The organism is Microbacterium sp. NPDC076911, assembly GCF_040687125.1.
GTDB lineage: Bacteria > Actinomycetota > Actinomycetes > Actinomycetales > Microbacteriaceae > Microbacterium.
Map to the genome: position 1 here is coordinate 332,398 of NZ_JBFBMP010000002.1, position 23,674 is coordinate 356,071.

Below are 23,674 nucleotides of genomic sequence, written 5' to 3' on the forward strand. Positions count from 1 at the left end.
ACGCAGAGTCGTCTGCCGCGTCACCCTGCGTCAGCGCTCGCTCGCCTCCCTGTTCCAATAGGAACAATCGCTTTGCGCTTCGACAGGTATTGGTATGTCTTCTTCTTCCGCCGCTGCGGCGACCGCCCCCGCAAACCCCCGCTCGCGCGTTATCGCGGCCAGCCTTATCGGCACCACGATCGAGTTCTACGACTTCTACGTCTACGCGACGGCTGCCGTGCTCGTCTTTCCGATTCTCTTCTTCCCTACCGGCAACGACACCACCTCGCTTCTGGCGTCGTTTGGCGTGTTCGGGGCAGCGATGATCGCGCGCCCGTTGGGAGCCGTGATCTTTGGTCACTTCGGTGACCGGTTCGGACGCAAAGCAACCCTGGTCGCCTCGTTGCTCACCATGGGCATCGCGACGTTCCTCATCGGTCTTTTGCCCACGTTCAACGACATCGGCTGGTGGGCCGCATTCATGCTGCTCATTCTTCGTCTGGCTCAGGGGTTCGCGCTCGGCGGGGAGTGGTCAGGAGCTGCGCTGGTCGCGACCGAGAATGCCCCCGCGGGGAAGCGCGCCTGGTATGGCACGTTTCCACAGCTGGGCGCCCCGCTGGGGTTCATCATCGCCAACTCGGTCTTTCTCGCCATCAACTTCCTTCTCCCCCATCCCGAGGGCGGCGGCCAGCGTTCAGAGGAGTTCCTCGCGTGGGGCTGGCGGGTGCCGTTCCTGTTCTCAGCCGTGATGGTCATCATCGGTCTTTGGGTGCGACTGCGACTGGTCGAATCGGAGTCCTACACAAAGGCTGAGGAGAAGGGTGCGATCAGCAAGTTCCCGCTGGGTACAGTGGTCAAACGCCACTGGTGGCACCTGATCCTCGGCACATTCATCATGCTCGCCACCTATGTGCTGTTCTACCTGATGACGAACTTCACGCTGTCGTACGGCACAAAATCAGCAGACCTCTCGGCGGCTTCTGCCGCGGCAGAAGCCGCCGCCGAAGCCGCCGGAACACCGTTCGACCCGGTGTCGTTCGCCGCCCAGTTCTACCCGGGCTTGGGTTTCGCTTACACCGACTTTGTGATCATGCAGATTCTCGGCGTCGTGTTCTTCGGCATCTTCACAATGCTGTCGGGACCGCTCGCTGACTCGATTGGCCGACGCAAGCTTCTGCTCTGGGTAACTGGCGCGATCATCGTCTTCGGCTTTACGTTCAACATCTTCTTGCTCCCCACCGCCGATCCCCAGTTCACCGGAGCGCTCGTGCAGGCGTTCCTGATCTTCGGGTTCATGTTGATGGGTGCCACCTTTGGCCCCATGGGTGCGGTTCTTCCTGAGCTGTTTCCCACCAACGTGCGGTACTCCGGTTCAGCGATCTCATACAATCTCGCCTCCATCCTCGGCGCAGCGTTGGCTCCCATCGTTGCCGTCGCTCTCTGGGCGGCAGCGGGCGGCGCACCTTGGCTCGTCGGTCTGTACCTCTCGGCAATGGGTGTGTTGACATTCGTCGCACTGATCTTCACCCCCGAGACGAAGGATGTCGACTACGACGCCACCGATAGCGCTCACGCAGCTGCCGCACTCTGAAGTGAGGCCGACCTTGCTAGCGCGAGCCCTCGTTTGCGCCTAAGTTGACGATTATGGAGACTCTGCGCCACATCGTCTTGTTCGTTCACCTGATTGGTTTCGCGGTGCTCTTCGGAGCGTGGGCCGTGGAGGCAGTCAACGGCCATCGGGGAATCACCCGACTGATGAGCTGGGGCATGGCGCTAGCCCTTGTCGCAGGCCTCGCGCTTGCTGCACCGTGGGGAATCGAAGGCGAGCTCAACTACGCGAAGATCGGCACCAAGCTGGTCATCCTGATCATCATCGGTGCACTGCTGGGCATCGGTTCCGGCCGTCAGCGCAAGACCGGCTCGGTGCCGCCGGGCATTTTCTGGTCGATTGGGCTCTTGACTGCGGCCAACGCCGCAATCGCCACAATCTGGAGCTAACCGCTTCAGCGCGGGTCGCTTCGACCACATCGCTGGGCGGCTTCTTCTATCGTGGTCAAGAAGATCCGGCAAGCAAATCAGGTGAGAGGCCGCTCATGACAACGAACGATCCAGAGCAGTCAAGACCTACACCGGAGTTCGGGCGCAGCCACATCCAAGAGATCCCCGCCGAAGCATCACCCACGCGTCGGCTGTTGTTACTCTCGGGGCCGGCGCTACTCATTGGCATCGGCAGCGCCCTCGGGCTCGTTGTGCTGGACCTCGTCGCAAGGGCGTTGGAGAACCTGCTGTGGGATGAACTTCCGGCACTTGGTGGATTCGATGATTACGCACCATGGTGGATTCTCGTCGTCCTGACGCTGGCAGGCTTTGCCACCGGTCTGATCGTGCGGTTCGCACCGGGGCACGCAGGCCCTGATCCGGCGACAGAGTCTTTCTTCCCCCTCCCGTTCCGCTCATCACGCTCCCCGGCCTCGCACTCGCAGCCATCATCACGCTCGCCACTGGCGTGAGTCTGGGCCCAGAAGCGCCGATCATCACATTGAACGTGGCGCTTGCCGTCTGGGTCTGCAAGAGGTTGATCCCGGCCGTTCCTACCAAGCTGATCATCTTGATGGTCGTCACCGGCACCTTCGGCGCGCTCTTCGGGTCGCCGCTAGGTGCTGCCCTTCTGGCTACCTCAGTGGCCGCAGCGACGGCGTCAAAAGAGCTGCTGTGGGATCGACTTTTCCTCCCGCTCGTCTCCGCGGCTTCCGGTTCATTGGTCATGATGGTCCTGAGCGGCCACACCATGTCACTCACCCTCCCCGAATACACCCCCGCGGTCTTCGCTGATCTCGGTATCGCGCTCGCGGTGGCTACCGTTGCGATGGCTGCCGGTTTGTGCTTGCTCCTGCTGTTTCCACACGTGCACCGGTTGTTTCATCGGTGGCGCGGTCCGGTCTTGCCGCTGACGGTGGCCGGAGTGCTGCTGGGCGCACTCGGAGCGCTCGGTGGCGAGATCACCCTGTTCAAGGGCGTCGACCAGATGGCGCAGCTCGCAGCGGTCGCCGACGATGTCGAACCATGGCAGGTCGCAATGATCGTTGTGATCAAGCTCGCCGCGCTACTGATCGCCGGCGCAGCGGGCTTTCGCGGTGGCCGAGTATTCCCCACGGTGTTCATCGGAGTGGCCATCGGTGTGCTCGCCTACGCCGCTTTCCCCAGCATCTCGCTGACAGTCGCAATCGGCGCTGGCGTGCTCGGGATCTGCCTTGTCGTCGTGAGAGACGGATGGCTATCTCTGTTCATCGCTGCCGTTGTCGTCGGAGACGCCACCCTGCTACCCATTCTGTGCATGGTGGTTTTGCCCTGCTGGCTCGCTGTCGCGCGACTGCCACAGATGCAGATCACAGAGCCCGGCGCAGTCGCACACGACACGGATAGCAAACAAGCCGCACAGTAGAAGTACGGTTCTATGTAGTCCCGTCTCACAAAGTAGGTTCCGCTGTGTCTTCCCCCGCTACCCCCGCCACGACTGTCCGCTCACCGCGAGGTCGACGCCGCAAGCAAGAAGGGCCTCGCGCCAGCTGCGCGCAGCTGCTGCCATTCCTGTTCGAACACCGCGGTGTTCTCATCGTGGTCGCCGTACTCAGCGTGCTTGGCGCGATCGCGACGCTGGCGCAGCCGCTTCTGGTCGGGCAGGTCATTTCTCTGGTGCAGGCAGGTGACCCGCTCGGCTCGCTCGCCTGGGCTATCGCGGCACTCGTCGTCGTTGCATCGCTGATCTCGGGCTATCAGCACTATCTGCTTCAGCGCACCGGAACCGCTGTGGTGCTCTCGAGTCGACGGCGCCTCATTTCGCGGATTCTTCACCTGCCAATCAGTGAGTTCGACTCGCGCCGAACCGGCGATCTGGTCTCGCGCGTCGGAACCGACACCACACTGCTGTACGCGGTGCTGACTCAAGGCCTCGCCGATGCTGTCGGCAACGGCCTCATCTTCGTCGGGGCGCTGGTAGCCATGGCGGTGATCGACCCACTGCTCCTGCTCCTCATCGTGGTCGTCATCGGAGTCTCAGTAGCCATCGTGACAGGCATCAGCGGTGGCATTCGTCGCGCGACCGAGGTGCAACAGGCCAAGGTGGGTGAGCTTGCCTCGGGCGTCGAGCGCGCGGTCGGTTCGATCCGCACCATACGGGCGGCGGGCGCGGCCGAACGCGAGCAGTCGGCGATCACCGAGACGGCCACGGATGCCTACGACGCCGGTGTGAAAGTGGCGAAAGCGTCTGCCCTCGTCGTGCCGATCGCTGGCGTCGCCCTGCAGTTGTCGCTTCTCGCCGTACTCGGCGTCGGCGGGTTTCGCGTAGCATCCGGCGCCATCACCATCGCGAGCCTTGTGACGTTCGTGATGTTCCTCTTCTTCTTGATCCAACCTCTCGCGACATTCTTCGGAGCGATCACCTCGGTGAATCAGGCCTTGGGCGCACTGGGGCGCATCCAAGAGGTTCTCGACCTGCCCACAGAGACACAGCACGATGCAGAGTTGGCCGCGAGCGTGCCCGCGCAAACTCCCGCGGTCGAAGCCAGCGAGGCCGCTATCGAGTTTCGCGACGTTCACTTCGCATACCCCGAAACGGTCGTCGAAGCCCGACGCAAGGCCGAGGCCGAAGCGCGTGCGCTGCTTGAGAGTGCACACGTCGAAACGACACCGCTCGACCCCGACATCGAGATGGCGCACGTCGAAGCCGCCGAGAGCGTGCTTCAAGGCGTTTCGTTCTCGGTACCCCGAGGGGCGCGCGTCGCACTCGTCGGCCCGTCCGGTGCAGGCAAGAGCACAACACTCTCGCTCATTGAGCGCTTCTATGACCCCACTTCCGGCGCGATTCTGCTGGCAGGTGAAGATGTGCGCACCCTTGAGCGCGATGCTCTTCGCGCACAGTTGGGCTATGTCGAGCAGGATGCTCCCACACTCGCTGGCACACTCGGCGACAATCTTCGCCTTGCCTCGCCCGAAGCCTCTGACAGCGAGTGCGAGCAGGTGCTGCGCGCCGTCAATCTGGGAGACGTGCTCGACCGAAGCACCCTCGGCCTCGAAGCGCCGGTCGGCGAATCGGGGGTCAAACTTTCAGGCGGCGAGCGCCAGCGACTCGCGATCGCGCGCGCGCTGCTCGCAGCACCACCCATCCTGTTGCTCGACGAATCGACCTCCTCGCTTGACGGGCTCAACGAACAGCGCATGCGTGAAGCCATCGATGCGGTCGCTGCGGGGCGCACGCTCGTGGTCATCGCGCATCGACTGTCAACGGTCGTCGACAGCGACCTGATCGTGGTGCTTGATCACGGCAAGGTCATCGGGCAGGGCACTCACTCCGAGTTGATTGCCTCGACTCCGCTGTACCGAGATCTGGCAAAGCACCAATTGCTGGTGTGATCGGCGGGCGATCCGCCGCACACTAGGCGCGCTGCAGGCGGTAACGCAATGCGGAAAGCTCAGCCCACAACGGCGCAGGCACTCGTCCACCGAAAGTGCGGTAGAAGTCTTCGGTCAACTCTGATTCCTGCATCCACGAGTCGCGGTCGATAGAGAACAGCGCCTCAAGGTCAGCGTCTGAGATCTCCACACCGTCCAAGTTCAACTCGTCGGTCTTGGGAAGCCGTCCCACCGGACTATCGACTGCGCCGACCGAACCTTCGACGCGGCGAATGATCCAGTCGATCACGCGCGCGTTGTCACCGAAGCCTGGCCAGAGGAAGCGGCCATCGTCGCCCTTGCGGAACCAGTTGACCTGGAAGATGCGCGGGGCGCGATCGAAGCGCAACTTTTGACCGATGCGCAGCCAGTGCCCGAAGTAGTCGGCCATGTTGTAGCCGCAGAACGGAAGCATTGCGAACGGGTCACGGCGAAGCTCGCCCACGGTACCCTCGGCGGCAGCGGTGCGCTCCGACGAGATGTTGGAGCCCATGAAGACGCCGTGCGTCCAGTCGGTCGCCTCGACGACGAGCGGAACGTTGGTCGCTCGGCGACCGCCGAAGAGGATTACGTCGAGTGGCACGCCCTCAGGAGTGTCCCAGTCGGGGGCAATCTGCGGGCACTGCGATGCGCGAACGGTGAAGCGCGAGTTAGGGTGCGCAGCAGGTCGACCAGAGTCAGGCGTCCACGGATTGCCTTCCCAGTCGGTGAGCTTGGCGGGTGGCGTATCTGTGAGGCCTTCCCACCAGACATCACCGTCAGGGCGCAACGCAACGTTCGTGAAGATGGTGTTGCCCCACAGCGTCTCGACCGCGGCGACGTTGGTCGATTCCCCGGTTCCGGGAGCCACACCGAAAAAGCCCGCCTCCGGGTTGATGGCCCACAGGCGCCCGTCGTCGCCGGGACGCAACCAGGCGATGTCGTCCCCGATGGTTTCCACTCGCCAGCCGGGAATCGTGGGGCGAAGCATCGCAAGGTTGGTCTTGCCACACGCCGAGGGGAAGGCTGCGGCCACGTGGTACGCCTTGCCTTCGGGTGAGATGACGCGAATGAGCAGCATGTGCTCGGCGAGCCAGCCTTCGTCGCGCCCGATTACCGATGCGATACGCAACGCGAAGCACTTCTTGGCAAGAATGGCGTTTCCACCGTAGCCAGAGCCAAACGACCACACCTCGAGGGTGTCGGGAAAGTGCACGATGTACTTCTCGTCATTGCAAGGCCACGCGACGTCTTGCTCACCCGGTGCAAGTGGAGCGCCGACCGAGTGAACCGTCTTGACCCAGGGTGCACCGTCAGCGATCTGGCGCAGCACCTCGGTGCCGACGCGGGTCATGATGCCGATTGAGGCGACGGCGTACGCGCTGTCTGTGATCTGAACGCCAATGTGTGAAAGCGGTCCCCCGACCGCACCCATCGAAAACGGCACAACGTACATAGTGCGCCCACGCATCGATCCTTCAAACAGCGGGGTGATCGTGGCGCGAATTTCTTCAGGCTCAGCCCAGTTGTTAGTGGGACCAGCGTCTGTCTCGCGTTGCGAGGCGATGAAAGTACGCGCCTCGGTGCGGGCAACATCGCTCGGGTGAGAGCGCGCGAGGTATGAGCCTGGTCGCCATTCGGGGTTGAGCTTGATGATCTTGCCCTCGTCGACCATTTCGCGCAGCAGAGCTTCGTTCTCGGCGCGCGAGCCGTCTATCCAGTGCACGCGGTCTGGCTTGGTCAACGCCACGATCTTGTCTACCCATGCGACGAGATCTGCCATTCCCTCGCCGTACACCGCGGGCGTCTCACCGAACGTCGGCACAGTCTTCGTGGTCGGCCTGGTGGTCTGCGGGACGATGTCGGCGATTGCCATGGTTGCGCTCCTCTGCGTAGCAAATCGGTTCTGTTCCTCAAGGTTGCGACAGAATAGATAGATATTTCTGCGAAATATGGTGTCAAGAATTCAACTTCTTTCGCTATCCTGAAGGAATGGCACCTAGCGCAATCGAGTTGTCCACTCTTGGCCATCGGATCCGGCACCAACGGGTGTCGCAGGGGTACACCCTTGACGAGCTCGGGGCTCTTGTGGGGGTGGCGGGCAGTCAGCTCAGCCTCATCGAAAACGGCAAGCGCGAGCCCAAGCTCTCGCTGTTGCAATCCATCGCTGGCGCTACCGGAGTCGACGTCACTGAGCTGCTTTCAACGGAGCCACCGAATCGCCGCGCAGCACTTGAGATCGAACTGGAGCGGGCGCAGTCAAGCACCGTCTTTCGCCAGCTCGGCATTCCGCCGGTCAGGATCACCAAGAGCACGAGCGACGAGACGATTGAGTCGGTGCTCGGCCTACATCGCGAACTGCAGCGACGCGAGCGCGAAGCGATCGCGACTCCCGAAGAAGCACGTCGAGCAAATACCGATCTGCGTCTGAAGATGCGTGCGGTCGACAACTACTTGCCCGATATCGAGAAACTTGCTGAGAAGCAGCTCAAGGCGGCAGGCCACGCATCTGGTGCGCTGACGCACCGCACCGTGAGCGTCATGGCGCAGCAGCTCGGCTTCGAACTCATCTATGCGAGCGACCTCCCCCACTCCGCCCGATCCGTCACAGACTTGGAGAACGGGCGCATCTATCTACCTCCAGCCTCCATTCCTGGCGGCCACGGCCTGCGATCGATGGCGCTGCAGGCGATGGCGCACCGGCTGCTCGGTCACACCAGACCGAGCGACTACGCTGACTTTCTTCAGCAGCGTCTCGAGATCAACTACTACGCCGCGTGCTGTTTGATGCCGGAAACCCCGTCGGTAGCATTTCTGTCGCAAGCAAAGAAGGATCGCAACCTCGCCGTCGAGGACTTTCGTGATGCGTTCGGCGTGACACACGAAGCAGCCGCTATGCGGCTTACCAACCTCGCCACGGTTCACCTCGGCATCCGGCTTCATTTTCTGCGGGTGGATGGCTCAGGTGCGATCTCGCGTGTCTACGAGAACGACGACCTGCCCCTCCCCACCGATGTGACGGGAGCGGTCGATGGTCAGATCGCGTGCAAGAGGTTCTCAGCACGGGCTGCCTTCGCCGAGCAGAACCGCACCACGGAGCACTACCAATACACCGACACCCCTGCCGGCACGTTCTGGTGCTCGACGCAGACCGGGTCAACGTCGGACGGCGAGTTTTCAATCACCGTCGGCGTGCCGTTCGATGATGCTCGCTGGTTTCGCGGTCGCGAAACCCACAAGCGCGCGACCTCGCGCTGCCCAGACGAAACCTGTTGCCGTCGGCCGCCGGCCGAAGTCACCGAGCGATGGGCGGGCAAGGCGTGGCCGAGCGCGCGCGTGCACATGCAGATGTTCTCGCCGCTCCCCCGCGGCACCTTTCCCGGCGTAGATGACAACGAGGTCTACTCGTTCCTTGACCGTCACGCGTGACTAGCAGCCGCTATGGGAGCGCGTCGCAAGTCCTATGCACGACGTCACGAGAAAGTCGCGACGTCACTGGTGTTGACGGTGCTGTCGATCGCGAGCGCCATTCTCGGATTCGCCGTAGTCCTGGGCTGACAGCGCCCAGCCCGATGATCTACGACGAGTAGGGGTTGGCCGTCAGCGTGTACTTCGTCTGCAAGTACTCGTGAATGCCTTCAGCCCCGCCCTCGCGACCGAGACCTGACATCTTCCACCCGCCAAATGGCGCTGCGGCATTCGACACCACGCCGACGTTGAGGCCCATCATTCCGGTCTCCAACTTGTCAATCATGCGCTGGCCGCGCGACAGGCTTTCGGTGAAGACGTATGACACCAGGCCGTACTCGGTGTCGTTCGCGATGCTCACTGCCTCGTCTTCCGTGTCGAAAGGCACAACCGCCAGCACCGGTCCAAAGATCTCTTCACGCAGAATGTCACTGCCGGGCTGCACGTCTGTCACAACGGTCGGCTCATAGAAGGTGCCGGGGCCTGCCACTGCCTTGCCGCCGGTCTTCAGTTGCGCGCCGCGTGAGACCGCATCTTCGACGAGAGACTTTGCCTTTGCGACAGCGCGGTCATCGATGAGCGGACCAATGGTGACGCCCTCTTCGGTGCCTCGGCCAATTCCGAAGCCTTCGACGCGCTCAGTGACGCGTCGCGCAAACTCCTCGGCAACAGAACGGTGAACGATGAACCGGTTTGCTGCCGTGCAGGCTTGACCGATGTTGCGGAACTTGGCGAGCATCGCGCCGTCTACCGCTTTGTCGAGATCAGCATCGTCGAACACCACGAATGGGGCGTTGCCACCGAGCTCCATCGAGGTGCGAAGCACTCCTTGAGCGGCTTGCTCGAGCAGCTTCTTCCCCACACCCGTTGAGCCGGTGAACGACAGTTTGCGCAACCGTGGGTCGCGAATGATGGGCTCCGACACATCACCCGAGGTCGATGTCGTGAAGACGTTGACGACCCCCTTGGGCAGACCGGCATCTTCGAGCAGCTTTGCGAAGTAGAGGGTCGTCAGCGGCGTCAGTTCAGCAGGCTTGATCACGACCGTGCAGCCTGCGGCAAGCGCGGGTGCAATCTTGCGTGTAGCCATCGCTAGTGGGAAGTTCCACGGCGTGATCAGAAAGCATGGTCCAACCGGATGCTGCGTCACGATCATGCGACCGGTGCCCTCAGGGTTAGGGGCATATCGGCCCTGCACCCGAGCAGACTCCTCGCTGAACCAGCGCAAGAACTCGCCGCCGTAGGCCACTTCGCCTCGCGCTTCGGCGAGAGGCTTGCCCATCTCAATGGTCATCAGCAGAGCGAAGTCCTCCTTTCGCTCCTGCAGCAGGTCGAAAGCACGACGGAGAATCTCGCCACGCTCACGCGCGGGTGTCGCCGCCCACGCGGGAAATGCATCGGCAGCAGCATCCATGGCTGCCTTGCCGTCGCCGACGCCCGCATCGGCGATTTCTTTCACAACGAGGCCTGTAGCGGGGTCAAACACCTCAAGCGTGTTGCCGCTAGCGGCAGGCCGCCACTCTCCGCCGATGAACAGAGAATCGGGAACGGCTGCCAGCAGATCGGTTTCACGGTTGTCAGTCATTCGAGACCCCTTCATCAATCGGATGCCGCAGCGCACGGCAGTCGCTTACGATCCCATTCTGCCGGGATTACGTGAGCAATCCGATGTACGTGATGTACAGATGCCTAGAGCCTCTCGCCGTCGCGGCGGCTGCTAGTAGGACTCGGAAACCAGCTGAATGTCGTAGTTGGCGATTCGCTGCGGAACGCCTTCAAAGGCCGCCGCTCGAGCCGCCGACGCAACGTACACCTTTTCGAGCGCAAGAAACTCTTCTGTGGTTCCCTCGACACTCACTGCCCACACGAACTCATTCGACTCGCGCAGACCGTAGGCGAACTCGATGGTGAAACCTGCGGCCGGGCGAACTTCGGGCATGCAACCCTGCCACCAGGCCACGAAGGCGTCGTACTCTCCGTCGACAAGGGCATAGCGGCGCAACTGAATCGTCTTCATTCTTCGATCATGCCAGCGACATGCATCGGGCTGCGCGCATATACTCAAAGTGTCCAGCGGTGCATCTTCCCGCCGGTGCTCGGAAAAGGGGCACGCAGCCGACGCCTGAAGGCGAACGCGAGACACATACGGAAACTCTGCTCCGTCGTCTCGAAAGGCTCCGCCATGCCCACTGTCCCTATGACCACTGTCTCTGCGCATGTCGCTCTCACGCTCGGCCGTCACATCGACCACGTCTTCGGCGTGATGGGCAACGGCAACGCATACTTCCTCGACGCGCTGGAGCGATCGACCCGAGCGCAGTTCACAGCCGTGCGCCACGAAGCCGGTGGCGTTGTGGCAGCTGATGCGTTCTATCGGGCATCGGGGCGCCTCGCTGTCGCCACCGCGACCTACGGCGCAGGCTTCACCAACACGCTGACGGCACTCGCCGAAGCAGTACAGGCTCACGTTCCGCTGGTGCTGGTGGTCGGCGATGAACCGACCTCAGGCCCGCGCGCGTGGGATGTTGACCAGATCGCGATGGCATCCGCCGTCGGCGCGCGCACCTACACGGTCGGGCGTGCCGATGCCGCCGCCACGACCGTGATTGCCATCGAACACGCGCTGACGTACCGCGTTCCCACGGTTCTTGCGATCCCCTATGACGTTGCAGCCCTCGATGCCGGCCCCATCCCCACCGCCCCAGACCCACGTCTGCCCGCGCCCCTCGCCCCGCGCGGAGCATTTGCTGAAGCCTCGGTGCGAGAACTCGCTGAGGCGCTCGCGACCGCGAGCCGTCCGTTCTTGCTCGCGGGCCGAGGCGCGTGGATCTCGGGCGCCGGCGATGCTCTCGGGCACCTCGCCGACCTGACCGGAGCCGTCACCGCGTCCACCGCGCTGGGCCGTGGCATCTTTCCGCGACCCGAGTTCGATCTTGGAGTCACCGGAGGTTTCGGCGCTGAGGGTGCCATGGACCTGGTGCGCCAAGCCGACGTCGCCGTGGTGTTTGGCGCGTCACTCAATCAGTTCACCATGCGCTTCGGAGACCTATTCGCTCCGGGCACACGCGTCTTCCAAGTCGATGTGGCGCCGACTGCGACCCATCCGCACGTCGCGGGCTTTGTTCGGGCGGATGCGGCGAGCGTCGCCGAAACGCTTGTCACCGAGCTCACCGAGGCAGAGTCTGAGCCAAGCGGCTGGCGCGAATCGATCGATATCGCACCATTGCGGGCATACGAAGAGGGCGACTCGGTTGCCGCCGACGGCCGTCTCGACCCGCGCACTGTGGCCACCCGCATTGGCGAGCTTCTTCCCGAAGACCGCGTCGTCGTCTCTGACGGTGGACATTTCATCGGCTGGGCGAACATGTACTGGCCCGTAGCCTCACCCGACCGCCTAATGATGATCGGCACAGCGTTTCAGTCGATCGGCCTCGGCTGGCCATCTGTACCCGGGGCGGCTCTTGCCAGGCCAGCGTCGACGATCGTTTTGACGACGGGTGACGGTGGCGGTCTGATGGCGCTTGCTGACCTCGAATCTGCCGTGCGCGTTGCTGCTGGCCGTGGAATCGCGGTGGTGTGGAACGACGCCGCGTATGGCGCCGAGGTCAATCTCTACGGTCTGAAAGGGCTCGCCCGCGAACCCATGATGATCCCTCAGGTCGACTTCGCGGCGCTCGCCAGCGGCGTCGGCGCCGAGGGTGTGGTGGTCCGCACCATGGCTGACCTGGAAAGGCTTGCCACGTGGTCCGCAGAGCCCGAGGAGTCCCGACGATTCCTCGTACTCGACTGCCGAATCTCGGGCGATGTGATCGCGCCCTACCAGCAGGAGATCATCCGGGTGAACGCCTGAACGTGGGGGTTCAGCCTCGAAACACCGGTGCGAAGAAGTCCGCGAGTGCAGCCGGCTCGTCGAGTGGAAGAACCGCCGCGACGTACTGATCAGGGCGCACGACCACCACCGCGCCATCGCGCGACAGTTGACGCTCCGCGAAGATGTCTACGCCGTTCCAGTCTGTTGCTCCGGCGGCAAAGACCTTCTCCCAGTCGGTGAGCGCGAGGGGCCCTGTGCAGGGGCGAAACAGTTCGGGCACCAAGGTCCACTCGATCTCAGCGGGCGACTGCTGATAGATCACCTTGATGTCGAAGATCGCGTCGACATCGCCCTGCGCGGGCGTGAACTTCTTCAGCGGAGACTCGGGCGCGTTCGCAACCCACTCCGCCCAGCGCGAGAGGTGAGAGGCCTCCCCCGCGGTCGCCGCATCGGCGAACGCATAGATCCGCCAGCGGCCGTCTGCGGTGGCGTGATGGCCGAGATGAACCGCATTGCCATCACACACGAGCGACACCGGAGCGGACTTGAAGCGTTTACCGAGGGGAAATCCCTCGGCAAGATGCTGGTGCGCAGCATCCATCACAATTGCCGAGGACCCGTATCGGGTCATGAACCCCGAAGGGAACTCCGCCGTCGCGAGATAGTGGGTGGCGAGGTCCTGTGGATCGGTGATCTCTTCGGGCTTGCGAGCCATGAGCGATGACCACTCTTTGTCGAAGTCGATAAGCTGCTGCGCCACCGGTTGGCGCTCCGCCGAATAAGTCGACAGCAGTGTCTCGGGGCTGAGCCCGGTAAGCACGGAGCCGAGCTTCCACCCCAGGTTGAATCCATCTTGCATCGACACGTTCATGCCCTGCCCAGCCTTCGCGCTGTGCGTGTGGCAGGCATCGCCGGCAAGAAACACACGCGGCGAGCGATCATGGCCTACGGGCACGTCGTCGAACTTGTCGGTCACGCGGTGGCCGACCTCGTAAACGCTGTGCCACGCGACCTGCTTCACGTCAATCGAATATGGGTGCAGAATCGCATTTGCTTTGCGTATGACATCTTCAATCGGAGTCTGGCGCACGCGGTGGTCATCGTCTTCTGCGACCTCACCGAGGTCGATGTACATGCGGCTGAGATAGCCGCCCTCGCGCGGAATGTGCAGAATGTTCCCCGCGGCAGAGTTGATCGCGCACTTCGTGCGCCAATCAGGGAAGTCTGTGTTCACGAGCACATCCATCACGCCCCAAGCATGCGCAGCGCTGTTGCCTGTGTGCTTTCGCCCGATCGCCTCGCGCACGCCGCTGCGGGCACCGTCGCAGCCGACGACGTACTTCGACCGAATGGTGCGCTCTTCGCCTTCTCGCGTACCCGCTGTGTAGCGCACACGCACCTCAAGCGGGAAGTCGTCGCCGTCATGGCTTGTGAGTGACAGAAACTCGATGCCGTAGTCGGGCACAATGCGCCCAGGACCCTGTGCTGCAGCTTCGGCGAAGTAGTCGAGCACCCGCGCCTGGTTCACGATCAAATGGGGAAACTCGCTGATCGAGTAGGCGTAGTCCGGCGTTCGCGACGTACGAATGATGTTCTGAGGGTTTTCGGGATCGGGGCCCCAGAAGTTCATGTAGGCGATGTTGTACGCCTCGGCAACGATGCGTTCGGCAAAGCCGAACGCCTGGAAGGTCTCCACGCTACGCGGCTGGATTCCGTCGGCCTGGCCCAGTGGTAGCCGTCCGTCTCGACGCTCGATAACGCGCGTCGAGACGGACGGAAAACGCGACATCTGAGCCGCGAGCAGCATGCCGGCAGGGCCAGAGCCCACGATGAGAACGTCGATCGCAGTCGGCAGTTCGTCAGCACGATCGATACCGATCGCCGCGGCCGGCTGGACGCGCGGGTCGCTTGACACATAGCCATGGTGATGAAACTGCATGCTGCCTTCTTCGGTCGTCGTTGATTCGGGTACCGCGGACTACGCCCGCGACATTCCGTAGATCGGGCTCTTGGCCTGCTCGGCTTCGTGATCGGGACCGAGCGGAACACCCGAGCGATCGCGCAGCAACAGGGTTGCCGCGAGGCCGATGCAGGTCATACCAGCGAGGTACCAGGTAACGGAGTCGGTCGATCCGGTTGCCTGCACGAGTGCCGTCGCAATCGTGGGAGCGAAGGCGCCACCGAGGATTGCACCAAGGGCGTACGAGATTGAAACACCCGAGAAGCGAATCGATGCCGGGAACAACTCGGAGTACAACGCAGCCTGCGGCCCATAGGTGAAACCAAGGCCGACGGTGAGAATCGCGAGGCCGAAGAACAACGACATAATGCTGTCCGAATTCACGAGCGGGAAGAGCAAGAAGACACCGCCGAGCTGCAGAATCCAACCAATGATGTAGGTATTGCGGCGGCCAAGTTTGTCAGAGATCCACCCGGCGAAGAAGGTCGACACCAGCCAGGTGACTGCTGACGCAGCGACCGCCCAGAGCACAGGTCCGCGTTCAAGACCGACCGGTCCATCAGGGTTGGTGGCGTAGTTCTGAATGTATCCGCCGGTGGTCATGTATCCGACCGCGTTGTTGCCTGCGAATACCAGCGCCGCGATGATCACGAGAAGGGTGTGCTTTTTGAACAGCTGCACGATGGGCATGCGCGTCTTCTCTTTGCGCTCGGCCAGCTCGGTGAATACCGGGCTCTCTTCGACGTGGCGACGCACCCAGTACCCGACGATGATCAGAATGAATGACAGCAGGAACGGCACTCGCCAGCCCCACTCGATGAACGCGTCGCCCGGGGCGATCACGGCCATCAACGCCATAATTCCCGAGGCGAGCAACAGACCGATCGGCACACCAATCTGCGGCGAAGCGCCGAACATACCGCGCTTCTTTTTGGGAGCGTGCTCGACGGCCATCAGGACGGCGCCACCCCACTCACCACCGGCCGAGATTCCCTGCAGAATGCGAAGGGTCACGAGCAGGATCGGTGCGGCGACACCAATCTGGGCGTACGTAGGCAGCAGCCCAACCAGCGTCGTCGCGCCACCCATCAAGACGAGCGTGAAGACCAGGACGACACGACGGCCGTACTTGTCACCGAAGTGGCCGGCGAGGAAAGCGCCGAGTGGACGGAACAAGAAGCTCAGGCCCACGGTGGCAAATGAGAGCAGGAGAGCTGCCTGTGCACCGAGTGGCTCAAAGAAGATCTGGCTGAAGACCAGGCCCGCGGCTGCGGCATAGATGAAGAAGTCGTACCACTCAACGGTGGTGCCTACGACTGTCGCGAACACCACGCGTCGCCTGTCGGCTGACGTCGCAATGGTGCCTGTGGGGGTGAAACCCTGTGGCGCGGAGGGGGAAACGGACATCGTACGGTGACTCCTTCGTCATTCGAACCAACTCTGTGAGCGGTCAAGAACAGTACTTGCTCGCCTGCCGACGATCATATACGATTTCAGATATCACGCAAGAGCGAGGGAGCTCATGAACGAAACCACACCGTCCGAAGCCGATTCCGACGACGCCCGTTTCTCGGCACTCCCCCAGCGGCCCGGCAAGATCATCGCCGTCCACCTCAGCTACACCTCACGAGCAAATCAGCGCGGCCGCACCCCGGCTTCGCCGTCGTACTTCTTCAAGGCATCAAGTTCTGTCGCTGCGTCAGGAAGCACAATAGAGCGGCCCGCGGGCACCGAACTGCTCGCTTTCGAGGGTGAGGTAGCAGTCATCATGGGAACTGCAGCTCGTCACGTCAGCTCCGCCGAGGCATGGAACTACGTCGCTGCAATCACTGCGGCCAACGACTTTGGGCTCTACGACCTGCGCGCAAACGACAAAGGTTCCAACGTTCGCTCGAAGGGCGGAGACGGCTACACCCCTATCGGACCGTTGCTGATCGACGCTCGCGATGTCGACCCCACAGCCGTGCGCGTGCGGACGTGGGTAAACGGCGAGCTGGCGCAAGACGATACGACGGCGGGCCTTATCTTTCCGCTGACGCAGATCATTGCCGATCTCTCGCAGCATTTCACTCTTGAGCCGGGCGATGTGATTCTGGCTGGTACCCCGGCAGGGTCCTCGGTGGTCGTGCCAGGCGACATCGTCGAGGTCGCCGTCGACGTTGCGGGCTCGAGCTCAGGGCCACTCGTAACGCGAGTTGTGCAGGGTGACGCTGCGTTCGACGAATCCCTCGGTTCGCTTCCCTCGGTCGACGACAGGCAACGTATCGAAGCCTGGGGCTCAGCCGAGGCGGCGGGCATCGCGAAGGTTGCGCCGGCTCCAGCCCTCTCAGACGAGTTGCGCGAGAAGCTCCACCGCGTGCCGGTCGCCGGCTTGTCTGCGCAGCTGCGCAAGCGTGGGCTGAACAACGTCACCATCGATGGTGTGCGCCCCCTGCATCCCGAGACCAAGCTGGTTGGCACCGCGAAGACGCTTCGTTTTATTCCCCACCGCGAAGACCTGTTTGCGTCGCATGGCGGTGGCTATAACGCTCAGAAACGCGCGTTCGACTCTGTGGACGAGGGCGAAGTCATCGTCATCGAGGCACGCGGCGAGACCGGCTCCGGCACCCTGGGAGACATTCTGGCGATCCGCGCGCATACTCGCGGGGCCGCTGGCATCATCACCGACGGCGGGGTGCGCGATGCCGATGCGGTGACCGCTGTAGGCATCCCGTTATACACCGCTGGAGCGCACCCCGCGGTGTTGGGTCGGCGCCACGTGCCCTGGGATCTCGACGTCACCATCGGTTGCGGTGGCACCACCGTGCAGCCGGGCGACGTGATTGTGGGCGACCGCGATGGAGTCATCGTGATTCCCCCGAGCCTCGCCGACGAGGTCGTCGACGCTGCCATCAAGCAGGAAGACGAAGACGCGTGGATTGCTGAGCGCGTTGCGGAGGGCAACCCCGTCGATGGCCTGTTCCCGATGAACGCCCAGTGGCGGGCACGCTTCGAGGCCGCTCACACGGAGGAACCGTGATGAACACGGACTCGACAAAGAGCAAATCCCAGTTGGCCTATCACTGGGTCAAAGAGCGCATCTCAAGCCAGGAGTTCACGCCCGGCTACCGTCTCGTGCTGGGCAGCATCGCCGGCGAGCTTGACATGAGCGTTGTTCCGGTACGCGAAGCAATCCGTCAACTCGAAGCTGAAGGCCTGGTCACGTTCGAGCGCAACGTCGGCGCGCGGGTATCGATGGTGGATGACACTCAATACCGGTTCAGCATGCAATCGCTCAGCATCCTCGAAGGCGCTGCCACCGCGCTGGCCGCACGCCGCCTCACGGTGGCCAATATTCGTCAAGCGCGAGACATCAACGATCTGATGGTCGAGACGCTGGACCACTTTGATCCGCGCGCATTCACCCGACTGAACCAAGAATTTCACGCGACGCTTTTTGCCACCTGCGCTAACCCTCGACTGCTCGAACTAGTTGAAGCCGAGTGGGGCCGACTAGGGCACCTGCGTGACTCCACCTTCAGCTTTGTGCCAGGACGCGCCGCCGAGTCGGTGCGAGAGCACGAGAACATCCTGCAACTCATCGAGACCAGCGCACCGCTCGGTGAGATCGAGAAGGCTGCCCGTCGTCACCGCTCGGCGACGCTCGATGCCTACATGATCCACGAGCATCCAGACGAGACCCTCGGCCTGCCGGCCTTCTAACCAGCTCCCACGGAGGAAACATGACTGACACCACGACAGCGCACAACGTGGCGCGCTACGTGCCCGCGGACCTTCCCAGCCGCATCCAGCACTACATCGACGGCGAGTTTGTGGACTCTGTCGACGGCGACACCTTCGAAGTACTCGACCCGGTGTCAAACCAGCCGTATCTGCGTGCTGCGGCCGGAAAAAAGACCGATATCGACCTTGCAGTCGCTGCCGCGCGCCGTGCGTTCGACGAGGGGCCCTGGCCACGCATGTTGCCCCGCGAGCGCAGTCGCGTATTGCACCGCATCGCCGATCTCGTCGAGTCACGCGACGCCCGTCTGGCTGAACTGGAGAGCTTCGACTCGGGTTTGCCAATCACTCAGGCGCTTGGCCAAGCACGCCGCGCGGCCGAGAACTTTCGTTTCTTTGCCGACCTGATCGTGGCGCAAGCCGACGACACATACAAAGTGCCGGGCCGTCAGATCAACTATGTGAACCGAAAGCCGATCGGCGTCGCCGGCCTCATCACCCCCTGGAACACTCCCTTCATGCTGGAGTCTTGGAAGCTCGGCCCCGCTCTCGCCACCGGCAACACCGTGGTGTTGAAGCCAGCCGAGTTCACCCCACTCTCGGCATCGCTGTGGGCGGGCATCTTCGAAGAAGCGGGCCTGCCCAAGGGAGTGTTCAACCTGGTCAATGGGCTTGGCGAAGATGCTGGCGATGCCCTGGTAAAGCACCCCGATGTTCCGCTCATCTCGTTTACCGGCGAGAGCAGCACAGGTCAGCTGATCTTCGGCAATGCGGCGCCATACCTCAAGGGTCTGTCGATGGAACTCGGCGGCAAAAGCCCCGCCGTGGTCTTCGCCGACGCTGATCTCGACGCGGCGATTGATGCGACGATATTCGGGGTTTTCTCGCTGAACGGCGAGCGCTGCACTGCTGGCAGCCGCATTATTGTGCAGCGGGAGATCTATGACGAGTTCATTGAACGCTATGCGGCCCAAGCCCAACGCGTCGTCGTGGGCTATCCGCATGACCCCGCCACCGAAGTCGGCGCGCTGGTTCACCCCGAGCACTATGACAAGGTGATGGGCTACATCGAGATCGGCAAGCGCGAAGCACGCCTCGTCGTCGGTGGAGGACGCGCTCCTGGCTTCGACGAGGGCAACTTCGTGTCACCGACGGTGTTCGCCGACGTCTCTCCCGACGCGCGCATCTTCCAAGAAGAGATTTTCGGGCCCGTCGTCGCGATCACGCCGTTCGATACCGACGCAGAAGCGCTCGCGCTCGCGAACAACACCAAGTACGGTCTGGCCGCCTACATCTGGACCAACGATCTGAAGCGGGCTCACAACTTCTCGCAATCGGTCGAAGCTGGCATGGTGTGGCTGAACTCGAACAATGTGCGTGATCTGCGCACCCCGTTCGGCGGAGTGAAAGCGTCGGGCCTAGGCCACGAAGGCGGCTACCGCTCAATCGACTTCTATACCGACCAGCAAGCCGTGCACATCACCCTTGGCAAAGTGCACAACCCGACCTTCGGCAAAGGCTAGGCCGCAAAAGCCGGATGCTGCGCTGACTCATCCCGCCGCGGCATCCCTCCCCTTCTCGTTTTCTCACGCAAGGACGCTGACATGACCGACAAAACCCTCACCTCTTCCGGCTTCTATGTCTCGCAAGAGGCACCGATTCACTCGGCCAATCCGGTCGCGACACCCGAGGCATCTCCTCCTGACATTCTGCGCTGCGCCTACATGGAGCTCATCGTCACCGACCTCGCCGCCTCACGCGAGTTCTACGTCGACGTGCTCGGTCTCTATGTCACTGAAGAAGACGACTCGGCGGTCTACCTGCGCTCCACGGAGGAGTTCATCCACCACAATCTCATCCTGAGAAAGGGCGACACCGCCGCCGTCGCCGCGTTCTCATACCGCGTGCGCGCACCAGAAGACCTTGACAAGGCGGTCGCGTTCTATTCAGAGCTGGGATGCCGCATCGAGCGTCGCACAGACGGTTTCGTCAAGGGCATCGGCGACTCAGTACGCGTGACCGATCCCCTCGGCTTTCCCTACGAATTCTTCTACCACACCGACCACGTCGAGCGGCTCTCGTGGCGCTATGACCTGCACACCCCCGGTGAGCTGGTGCGTCTTGATCACTTCAACCAGGTCACCCCTGACGTGCCTCGCGCGGTGAAGTTCATGCAGGATCTGGGCTTCCGCGTCACCGAAGACATTCAGGACGACGAGGGAACGGTCTATGCGGCGTGGATGCGGCGCAAGCCCACCGTGCACGACACCGCCATGACCGGCGGTGACGGCCCGCGCATGCACCATGTGGCCTTCGCGACGCACGAAAAGCACAACATCCTCGCCATCTGCGACAAGTTGGGCGCCCTGCGTCGCTCCGACGCGATCGAGCGTGGTCCCGGCCGCCACGGTGTGTCGAACGCGTTCTACCTCTACCTGCGCGACCCTGACGGTCACCGAGTCGAGATCTACACCCAGGACTACTACACCGGTGACCCCGACAACCCCGTCGTCACCTGGGATGTGCACGACAACCAGCGTCGCGACTGGTGGGGCAACCCCGTCGTTCCCAGCTGGTACACCGAAGCGTCGCTCGTGCTCGATCTCGACGGCAATCCGCAGCCCGTCGTGACACGCACCGATAGCAGCGAGATGGCCGTCACGATCGGCGCGGATGGCTTCAGCTACACGCGTCCTGACGAAGACTCCATGCCTGAGTACAAGCAGGGCGAGTACAAGCTCGGCCACCAGCTGTAACGTCGAAGCCAGGAGACCACATGCTGACAGCTGACCAGATCGCCGCGCTCGCGAGCGAGCTTGCCGACGCCGCCGACTCGCGCACCGTGATGCCACGCATCACCTCCAGATACCCCGATGCGACAATCGACGACTCATACGCCATCCAAGGGGTGTGGCGCGATCAGCAGATCGCCGCAGGGCGCCGCCTCGTCGGCCGCAAGATCGGTCTCACCTCGAAGGCTATGCAGCAGGCCACCGGCATCAGCGAACCTGATTACGGCGTGATGTTCGACGACACCGTGTGGGCGAACGGTTCGGTGATCCCCTACGACGGCTTCTCGAACGTGCGAATCGAAGTAGAGCTGGCGTTTGTGCTGAAAGAGCCACTCGCCGGGCCTCACTGCACCCTTTTCGATGTGTTGCGTGCGACGGAGTATGTGACGCCTGCGCTTGAGGTGCTCAACTCACACATTGAACTTGAGGGACGCACGATCGTCGACACCATCAGCGACAACGCCGCGTACGGCGGCATGGTGCTGGGTGGCATCCCCATGCGCCCCGATCAGATCGATCTGCGCTGGGTGTCGGCGCTTCTCTATCGCAACGAGACGATCGAAGAGACCGGCGTTGCCGCGGGCGTGCTCAACCACCCCGCCACGGGTGTCGCGTGGTTGGCGAACAAGTTTCACCAGCACGGCGCTCGGCTCGAGGCCGGAGAGATCATCCTTGCGGGCTCGTTCACGCGCCCGATGTGGGTGAAGCGCGGCGACAGCGTGCTGTGCGACTACGGCCCGATGGGCACCATCACGTGCAGATTCGTCTGATCCCCCCTCGCCCCTGCCAAAGACAGGACTGACATGCCGCTTCGACTAGCTCCCACGTTCCGCGATGCACTCGCACACGCAGACCATCCGCTCGCAGGCATCTGGGTGTGCTCAGGCTCGCCGGTGGCAGCAGAGATCTGCGCGGGCTCGGGCATCGACTGGATGCTGATCGATGGCGAGCACTCCCCCCTCGATCTGGGTTCCACCCTGGCGATCCTCCACGCGGTCGCTGCCTACCCGATCACACCTGTGGTGCGCGTCGCGAGCCTCGATGCGGTGACGATCAAGCAGGTGCTTGACCTCGGCGCGCAGAACCTGCTCGTGCCGATGATTTCTTCCGCAGCACAAGCACAAGCGGCGGTTGCCGCGGTGCGATATCCGCCTCGCGGCAAGCGCGGCGTCGGATCAGCGCTGGCGCGCTCGGCGCGATGGAATCGTGTCGACGGCTATCTCGAGAATGCCGATGATCATGTATCGCTCTTTGTGCAGATCGAGACTTCGGCAGGGGTGGATGCTGCGGCCGAGATCGCTGCCGTCGATGGCGTTGACGGCGTATTCGTCGGCCCCAGCGATCTGGCTGCGTCGATGGGATTGCTCGGCCAGCAGACTCACCCTGATGTCGTCGCCGCGGTCGTGGCAGCGTTCGCTGCTGTCAAGGCCGCGGGCAAACCCGTAGGCGTGAATGCTTTCGTCGAAGCACAGGCGCAGGCATACGTCGATGCAGGCGCCAACTTCATTGCTGTCGCCGCCGATGTGTCGCTGCTGGCTCGCGCTTCAGAGTCGCTCGCGCTTCGATGGACGCCATCCTCGTCTGGTGAGAAGCGAGCGTCGTACTAGCTGGCGCTACCCGGTAAATCTCGCCAATCACACTCGACGCAGATACGCAACCGAGCAATGGTGAGCGTGAGTCCGTGGGATGCTTGCGGCATGAATAGGGAAGTCACCAGCCGCATTGTGCTCGATGTCACCGAAGCCGCCGATCTTGTCTTTGCAGTCGCCGTCTCAGACCACTATCAGCCGGCGACCGAATCGTTCGAGGTGACCCTCGACGGCACCGCTATCGAGAGCGAAGAACTCGCTGATGTGTCGGGCACTCGCTTGAAGCGGGTTCGGCCCAACGTCGGGCGCCTTGAGATGAACTACCACGCCGAGATTTCGGGGGCGGGTGCAACCGACCCCGCGACCGATACTGATCTGCTGATCTATTCACGCCCCAGCCGCTACTCAGAGTCCGATGCACTCGCCGCGACTGCATCCGCTGAATTTGACGGCATCGACGACCCCGCCAAGCTGCTGAAGGCAGTGTCATCGTGGGTGGGTACGCATCTGGCGTACGTGAGTGGTTCCAGCTTGCCGACCGACGGAGCCGTGCGCACTCTGCTCTCTCGTCAGGGCGTGTGCCGCGACTTCGCACATTTGACTGTCGCACTGTTGCGGTCGAAGGGAATTCCCACACGGCTAGCGGCTGTCTATGCGCCGGGCCTCGACCCGATGGACTTCCACGCTGTTGCCGAGGCCTGGGTAGACGGTGCATGGTGCGTCGTCGACGCCACGACACTCGCACCTCGGTCATCGCTCGTGCGCATTGCGACCGGCCGCGACGCGGCAGACACCGCATTTCTCAACATCATGTCGGGGCGCACCAACCTCGTCAGTCTCGATGTGATGGCCACCGCAGACGAGCTGCCCGCCGACGACCTCGACAAGCTCGTGTCGATCTCGTAGCTCAAAGTGCATGCGGGCGGCA

19 protein-coding genes are annotated in these 23,674 nt (G+C 62.8%); 14 read left to right on the forward strand and 5 right to left on the reverse strand.

The features are described 5' to 3' along the window. Positions 1-94 precede the first annotated feature (94 nt). The 5 genes from AB0O81_RS04000 (at position 95) to AB0O81_RS04020 (ending at position 5,388) form a co-directional block, all read left to right on the forward strand. The gene (locus AB0O81_RS04000) at positions 95-1,570 is read left to right on the forward strand and encodes an MFS transporter (RefSeq protein WP_363581467.1); all 1,476 of its coding nucleotides are present in this window, start codon (positions 95-97) and stop codon (positions 1,568-1,570) included. Between the two features lie 53 nt (positions 1,571-1,623). Beyond that, positions 1,624-1,977, forward strand: a complete 354-nt coding sequence (locus AB0O81_RS04005; RefSeq protein ID WP_363581469.1) for a Fe-S protein — start codon at positions 1,624-1,626, stop codon at positions 1,975-1,977. A 95-nt stretch (positions 1,978-2,072) separates the two neighbouring features. Further along, complete coding sequence (locus tag AB0O81_RS04010) at positions 2,073-2,489, forward strand: hypothetical protein (RefSeq protein WP_363581471.1); 417 nt, start codon at positions 2,073-2,075, stop codon at positions 2,487-2,489. Next, on the forward strand, positions 2,468-3,421 hold the full coding sequence (locus AB0O81_RS04015; protein ID WP_363581781.1) for a chloride channel protein: 954 nt from the start codon (positions 2,468-2,470) through the stop codon (positions 3,419-3,421). The genes AB0O81_RS04010 and AB0O81_RS04015 overlap by 22 nt, the downstream gene beginning before the upstream one ends. 44 nt (positions 3,422-3,465) lie before the next feature. Continuing rightward, positions 3,466-5,388 (forward strand): ABC transporter ATP-binding protein, encoded by a 1,923-nt coding sequence (locus tag AB0O81_RS04020; RefSeq protein WP_363581473.1) that lies wholly within the window; start codon positions 3,466-3,468, stop codon positions 5,386-5,388. A gap of 22 nt (positions 5,389-5,410) precedes the next feature. On the opposite strand, the gene AB0O81_RS04025 is transcribed toward AB0O81_RS04020, so the two are convergent. Beyond that, positions 5,411-7,282 carry a phosphoenolpyruvate carboxykinase (GTP) gene (locus AB0O81_RS04025; RefSeq protein ID WP_363581475.1) on the reverse strand — a complete coding sequence of 624 codons (1,872 nt, stop codon included), beginning with the start codon at positions 7,280-7,282 and terminating at the stop codon, positions 5,411-5,413. Positions 7,283-7,398: 116 nt separating this feature from the next. Between AB0O81_RS04025 and AB0O81_RS04030 the strand changes: the two genes are divergently transcribed. Further along, positions 7,399-8,835 carry a helix-turn-helix domain-containing protein gene (locus AB0O81_RS04030; RefSeq protein ID WP_363581477.1) on the forward strand — a complete coding sequence of 479 codons (1,437 nt, stop codon included), beginning with the start codon at positions 7,399-7,401 and terminating at the stop codon, positions 8,833-8,835. Between the two features lie 148 nt (positions 8,836-8,983). On the opposite strand, the gene AB0O81_RS04035 is transcribed toward AB0O81_RS04030, so the two are convergent. Continuing rightward, positions 8,984-10,459: an NAD-dependent succinate-semialdehyde dehydrogenase gene (locus tag AB0O81_RS04035; RefSeq protein WP_363581479.1), complete on the reverse strand. Its 1,476-nt coding sequence runs from the start codon at positions 10,457-10,459 to the stop codon at positions 8,984-8,986. Between the two features lie 132 nt (positions 10,460-10,591). Then, positions 10,592-10,891: a hypothetical protein gene (locus AB0O81_RS04040; protein ID WP_363581481.1), complete on the reverse strand. Its 300-nt coding sequence runs from the start codon at positions 10,889-10,891 to the stop codon at positions 10,592-10,594. 180 nt (positions 10,892-11,071) lie between these two features. On the opposite strand from AB0O81_RS04040, the gene AB0O81_RS04045 reads away from it, so the two are divergent. Further along, positions 11,072-12,724, forward strand: coding sequence for a thiamine pyrophosphate-binding protein (locus AB0O81_RS04045; RefSeq protein ID WP_363581783.1), 1,653 nt, complete (start codon positions 11,072-11,074; stop codon positions 12,722-12,724). A gap of 10 nt (positions 12,725-12,734) precedes the next feature. Here the strand turns inward: AB0O81_RS04045 and AB0O81_RS04050 are convergent, their stop codons facing one another. Continuing rightward, positions 12,735-14,624, reverse strand: coding sequence for an FAD-dependent monooxygenase (locus AB0O81_RS04050; protein WP_363581483.1), 1,890 nt, complete (start codon positions 14,622-14,624; stop codon positions 12,735-12,737). 39 nt (positions 14,625-14,663) lie between these two features. Next, on the reverse strand, positions 14,664-16,052 hold the full coding sequence (locus tag AB0O81_RS04055) for an MFS transporter (RefSeq protein ID WP_363581485.1): 1,389 nt from the start codon (positions 16,050-16,052) through the stop codon (positions 14,664-14,666). A gap of 115 nt (positions 16,053-16,167) precedes the next feature. On the opposite strand from AB0O81_RS04055, the gene AB0O81_RS04060 reads away from it, so the two are divergent. The 7 genes from AB0O81_RS04060 to AB0O81_RS04090 all read left to right on the forward strand — a co-directional run bounded on the left by AB0O81_RS04060 (position 16,168) and on the right by AB0O81_RS04090 (position 23,652). Then, positions 16,168-17,664, forward strand: a complete 1,497-nt coding sequence (locus AB0O81_RS04060; protein ID WP_363581487.1) for a fumarylacetoacetate hydrolase family protein — start codon at positions 16,168-16,170, stop codon at positions 17,662-17,664. Then, entirely contained in the window at positions 17,664-18,347 is a 684-nt protein-coding gene (locus AB0O81_RS04065; RefSeq protein ID WP_363581489.1) for a GntR family transcriptional regulator, read from the forward strand. Before AB0O81_RS04060 ends, AB0O81_RS04065 begins: the two co-directional genes overlap by 1 nt. A gap of 20 nt (positions 18,348-18,367) precedes the next feature. Continuing rightward, positions 18,368-19,888, forward strand: coding sequence for a 5-carboxymethyl-2-hydroxymuconate semialdehyde dehydrogenase (gene hpaE, locus AB0O81_RS04070; RefSeq protein WP_363581491.1), 1,521 nt, complete (start codon positions 18,368-18,370; stop codon positions 19,886-19,888). An 81-nt stretch (positions 19,889-19,969) separates the two neighbouring features. After that, the gene (gene hpaD / locus AB0O81_RS04075) at positions 19,970-21,121 is read left to right on the forward strand and encodes a 3,4-dihydroxyphenylacetate 2,3-dioxygenase (RefSeq protein ID WP_363581493.1); all 1,152 of its coding nucleotides are present in this window, start codon (positions 19,970-19,972) and stop codon (positions 21,119-21,121) included. 20 nt (positions 21,122-21,141) lie between these two features. Continuing rightward, positions 21,142-21,927, forward strand: a complete 786-nt coding sequence (hpaH, locus tag AB0O81_RS04080) for a 2-oxo-hept-4-ene-1,7-dioate hydratase (RefSeq protein ID WP_363581495.1) — start codon at positions 21,142-21,144, stop codon at positions 21,925-21,927. A gap of 33 nt (positions 21,928-21,960) precedes the next feature. Continuing rightward, positions 21,961-22,764 (forward strand): aldolase/citrate lyase family protein, encoded by an 804-nt coding sequence (locus AB0O81_RS04085; protein ID WP_363581497.1) that lies wholly within the window; start codon positions 21,961-21,963, stop codon positions 22,762-22,764. Between the two features lie 90 nt (positions 22,765-22,854). Then, complete coding sequence (locus AB0O81_RS04090) at positions 22,855-23,652, forward strand: transglutaminase-like domain-containing protein (protein ID WP_363581499.1); 798 nt, start codon at positions 22,855-22,857, stop codon at positions 23,650-23,652. Positions 23,653-23,674: the final 22 nt, after the last annotated feature.

Coding starts and splice junctions, on each gene's coding strand:
- AB0O81_RS04000 (WP_363581467.1), top strand. CDS start 95: ATGTCTTCTTCTTCCGCCGCTGCGGCGACCGCCCCCGCAAACCCCCGC.
- AB0O81_RS04005 (WP_363581469.1), top strand. CDS start 1,624: ATGGAGACTCTGCGCCACATCGTCTTGTTCGTTCACCTGATTGGTTTC.
- AB0O81_RS04010 (WP_363581471.1), top strand. CDS start 2,073: ATGACAACGAACGATCCAGAGCAGTCAAGACCTACACCGGAGTTCGGG.
- AB0O81_RS04025 (WP_363581475.1), bottom strand. CDS start 7,282: ATGGCAATCGCCGACATCGTCCCGCAGACCACCAGGCCGACCACGAAG.
- AB0O81_RS04030 (WP_363581477.1), top strand. CDS start 7,399: ATGGCACCTAGCGCAATCGAGTTGTCCACTCTTGGCCATCGGATCCGG.
- AB0O81_RS04035 (WP_363581479.1), bottom strand. CDS start 10,459: ATGACTGACAACCGTGAAACCGATCTGCTGGCAGCCGTTCCCGATTCT.
- AB0O81_RS04040 (WP_363581481.1), bottom strand. CDS start 10,891: ATGAAGACGATTCAGTTGCGCCGCTATGCCCTTGTCGACGGAGAGTAC.
- AB0O81_RS04045 (WP_363581783.1), top strand. CDS start 11,072: ATGACCACTGTCTCTGCGCATGTCGCTCTCACGCTCGGCCGTCACATC.
- AB0O81_RS04050 (WP_363581483.1), bottom strand. CDS start 14,624: ATGCAGTTTCATCACCATGGCTATGTGTCAAGCGACCCGCGCGTCCAG.
- AB0O81_RS04055 (WP_363581485.1), bottom strand. CDS start 16,052: ATGTCCGTTTCCCCCTCCGCGCCACAGGGTTTCACCCCCACAGGCACC.
- AB0O81_RS04060 (WP_363581487.1), top strand. CDS start 16,168: ATGAACGAAACCACACCGTCCGAAGCCGATTCCGACGACGCCCGTTTC.
- AB0O81_RS04065 (WP_363581489.1), top strand. CDS start 17,664: ATGAACACGGACTCGACAAAGAGCAAATCCCAGTTGGCCTATCACTGG.
- hpaE (WP_363581491.1), top strand. CDS start 18,368: ATGACTGACACCACGACAGCGCACAACGTGGCGCGCTACGTGCCCGCG.
- hpaD (WP_363581493.1), top strand. CDS start 19,970: ATGACCGACAAAACCCTCACCTCTTCCGGCTTCTATGTCTCGCAAGAG.
- hpaH (WP_363581495.1), top strand. CDS start 21,142: ATGCTGACAGCTGACCAGATCGCCGCGCTCGCGAGCGAGCTTGCCGAC.
- AB0O81_RS04085 (WP_363581497.1), top strand. CDS start 21,961: ATGCCGCTTCGACTAGCTCCCACGTTCCGCGATGCACTCGCACACGCA.
- AB0O81_RS04090 (WP_363581499.1), top strand. CDS start 22,855: ATGAATAGGGAAGTCACCAGCCGCATTGTGCTCGATGTCACCGAAGCC.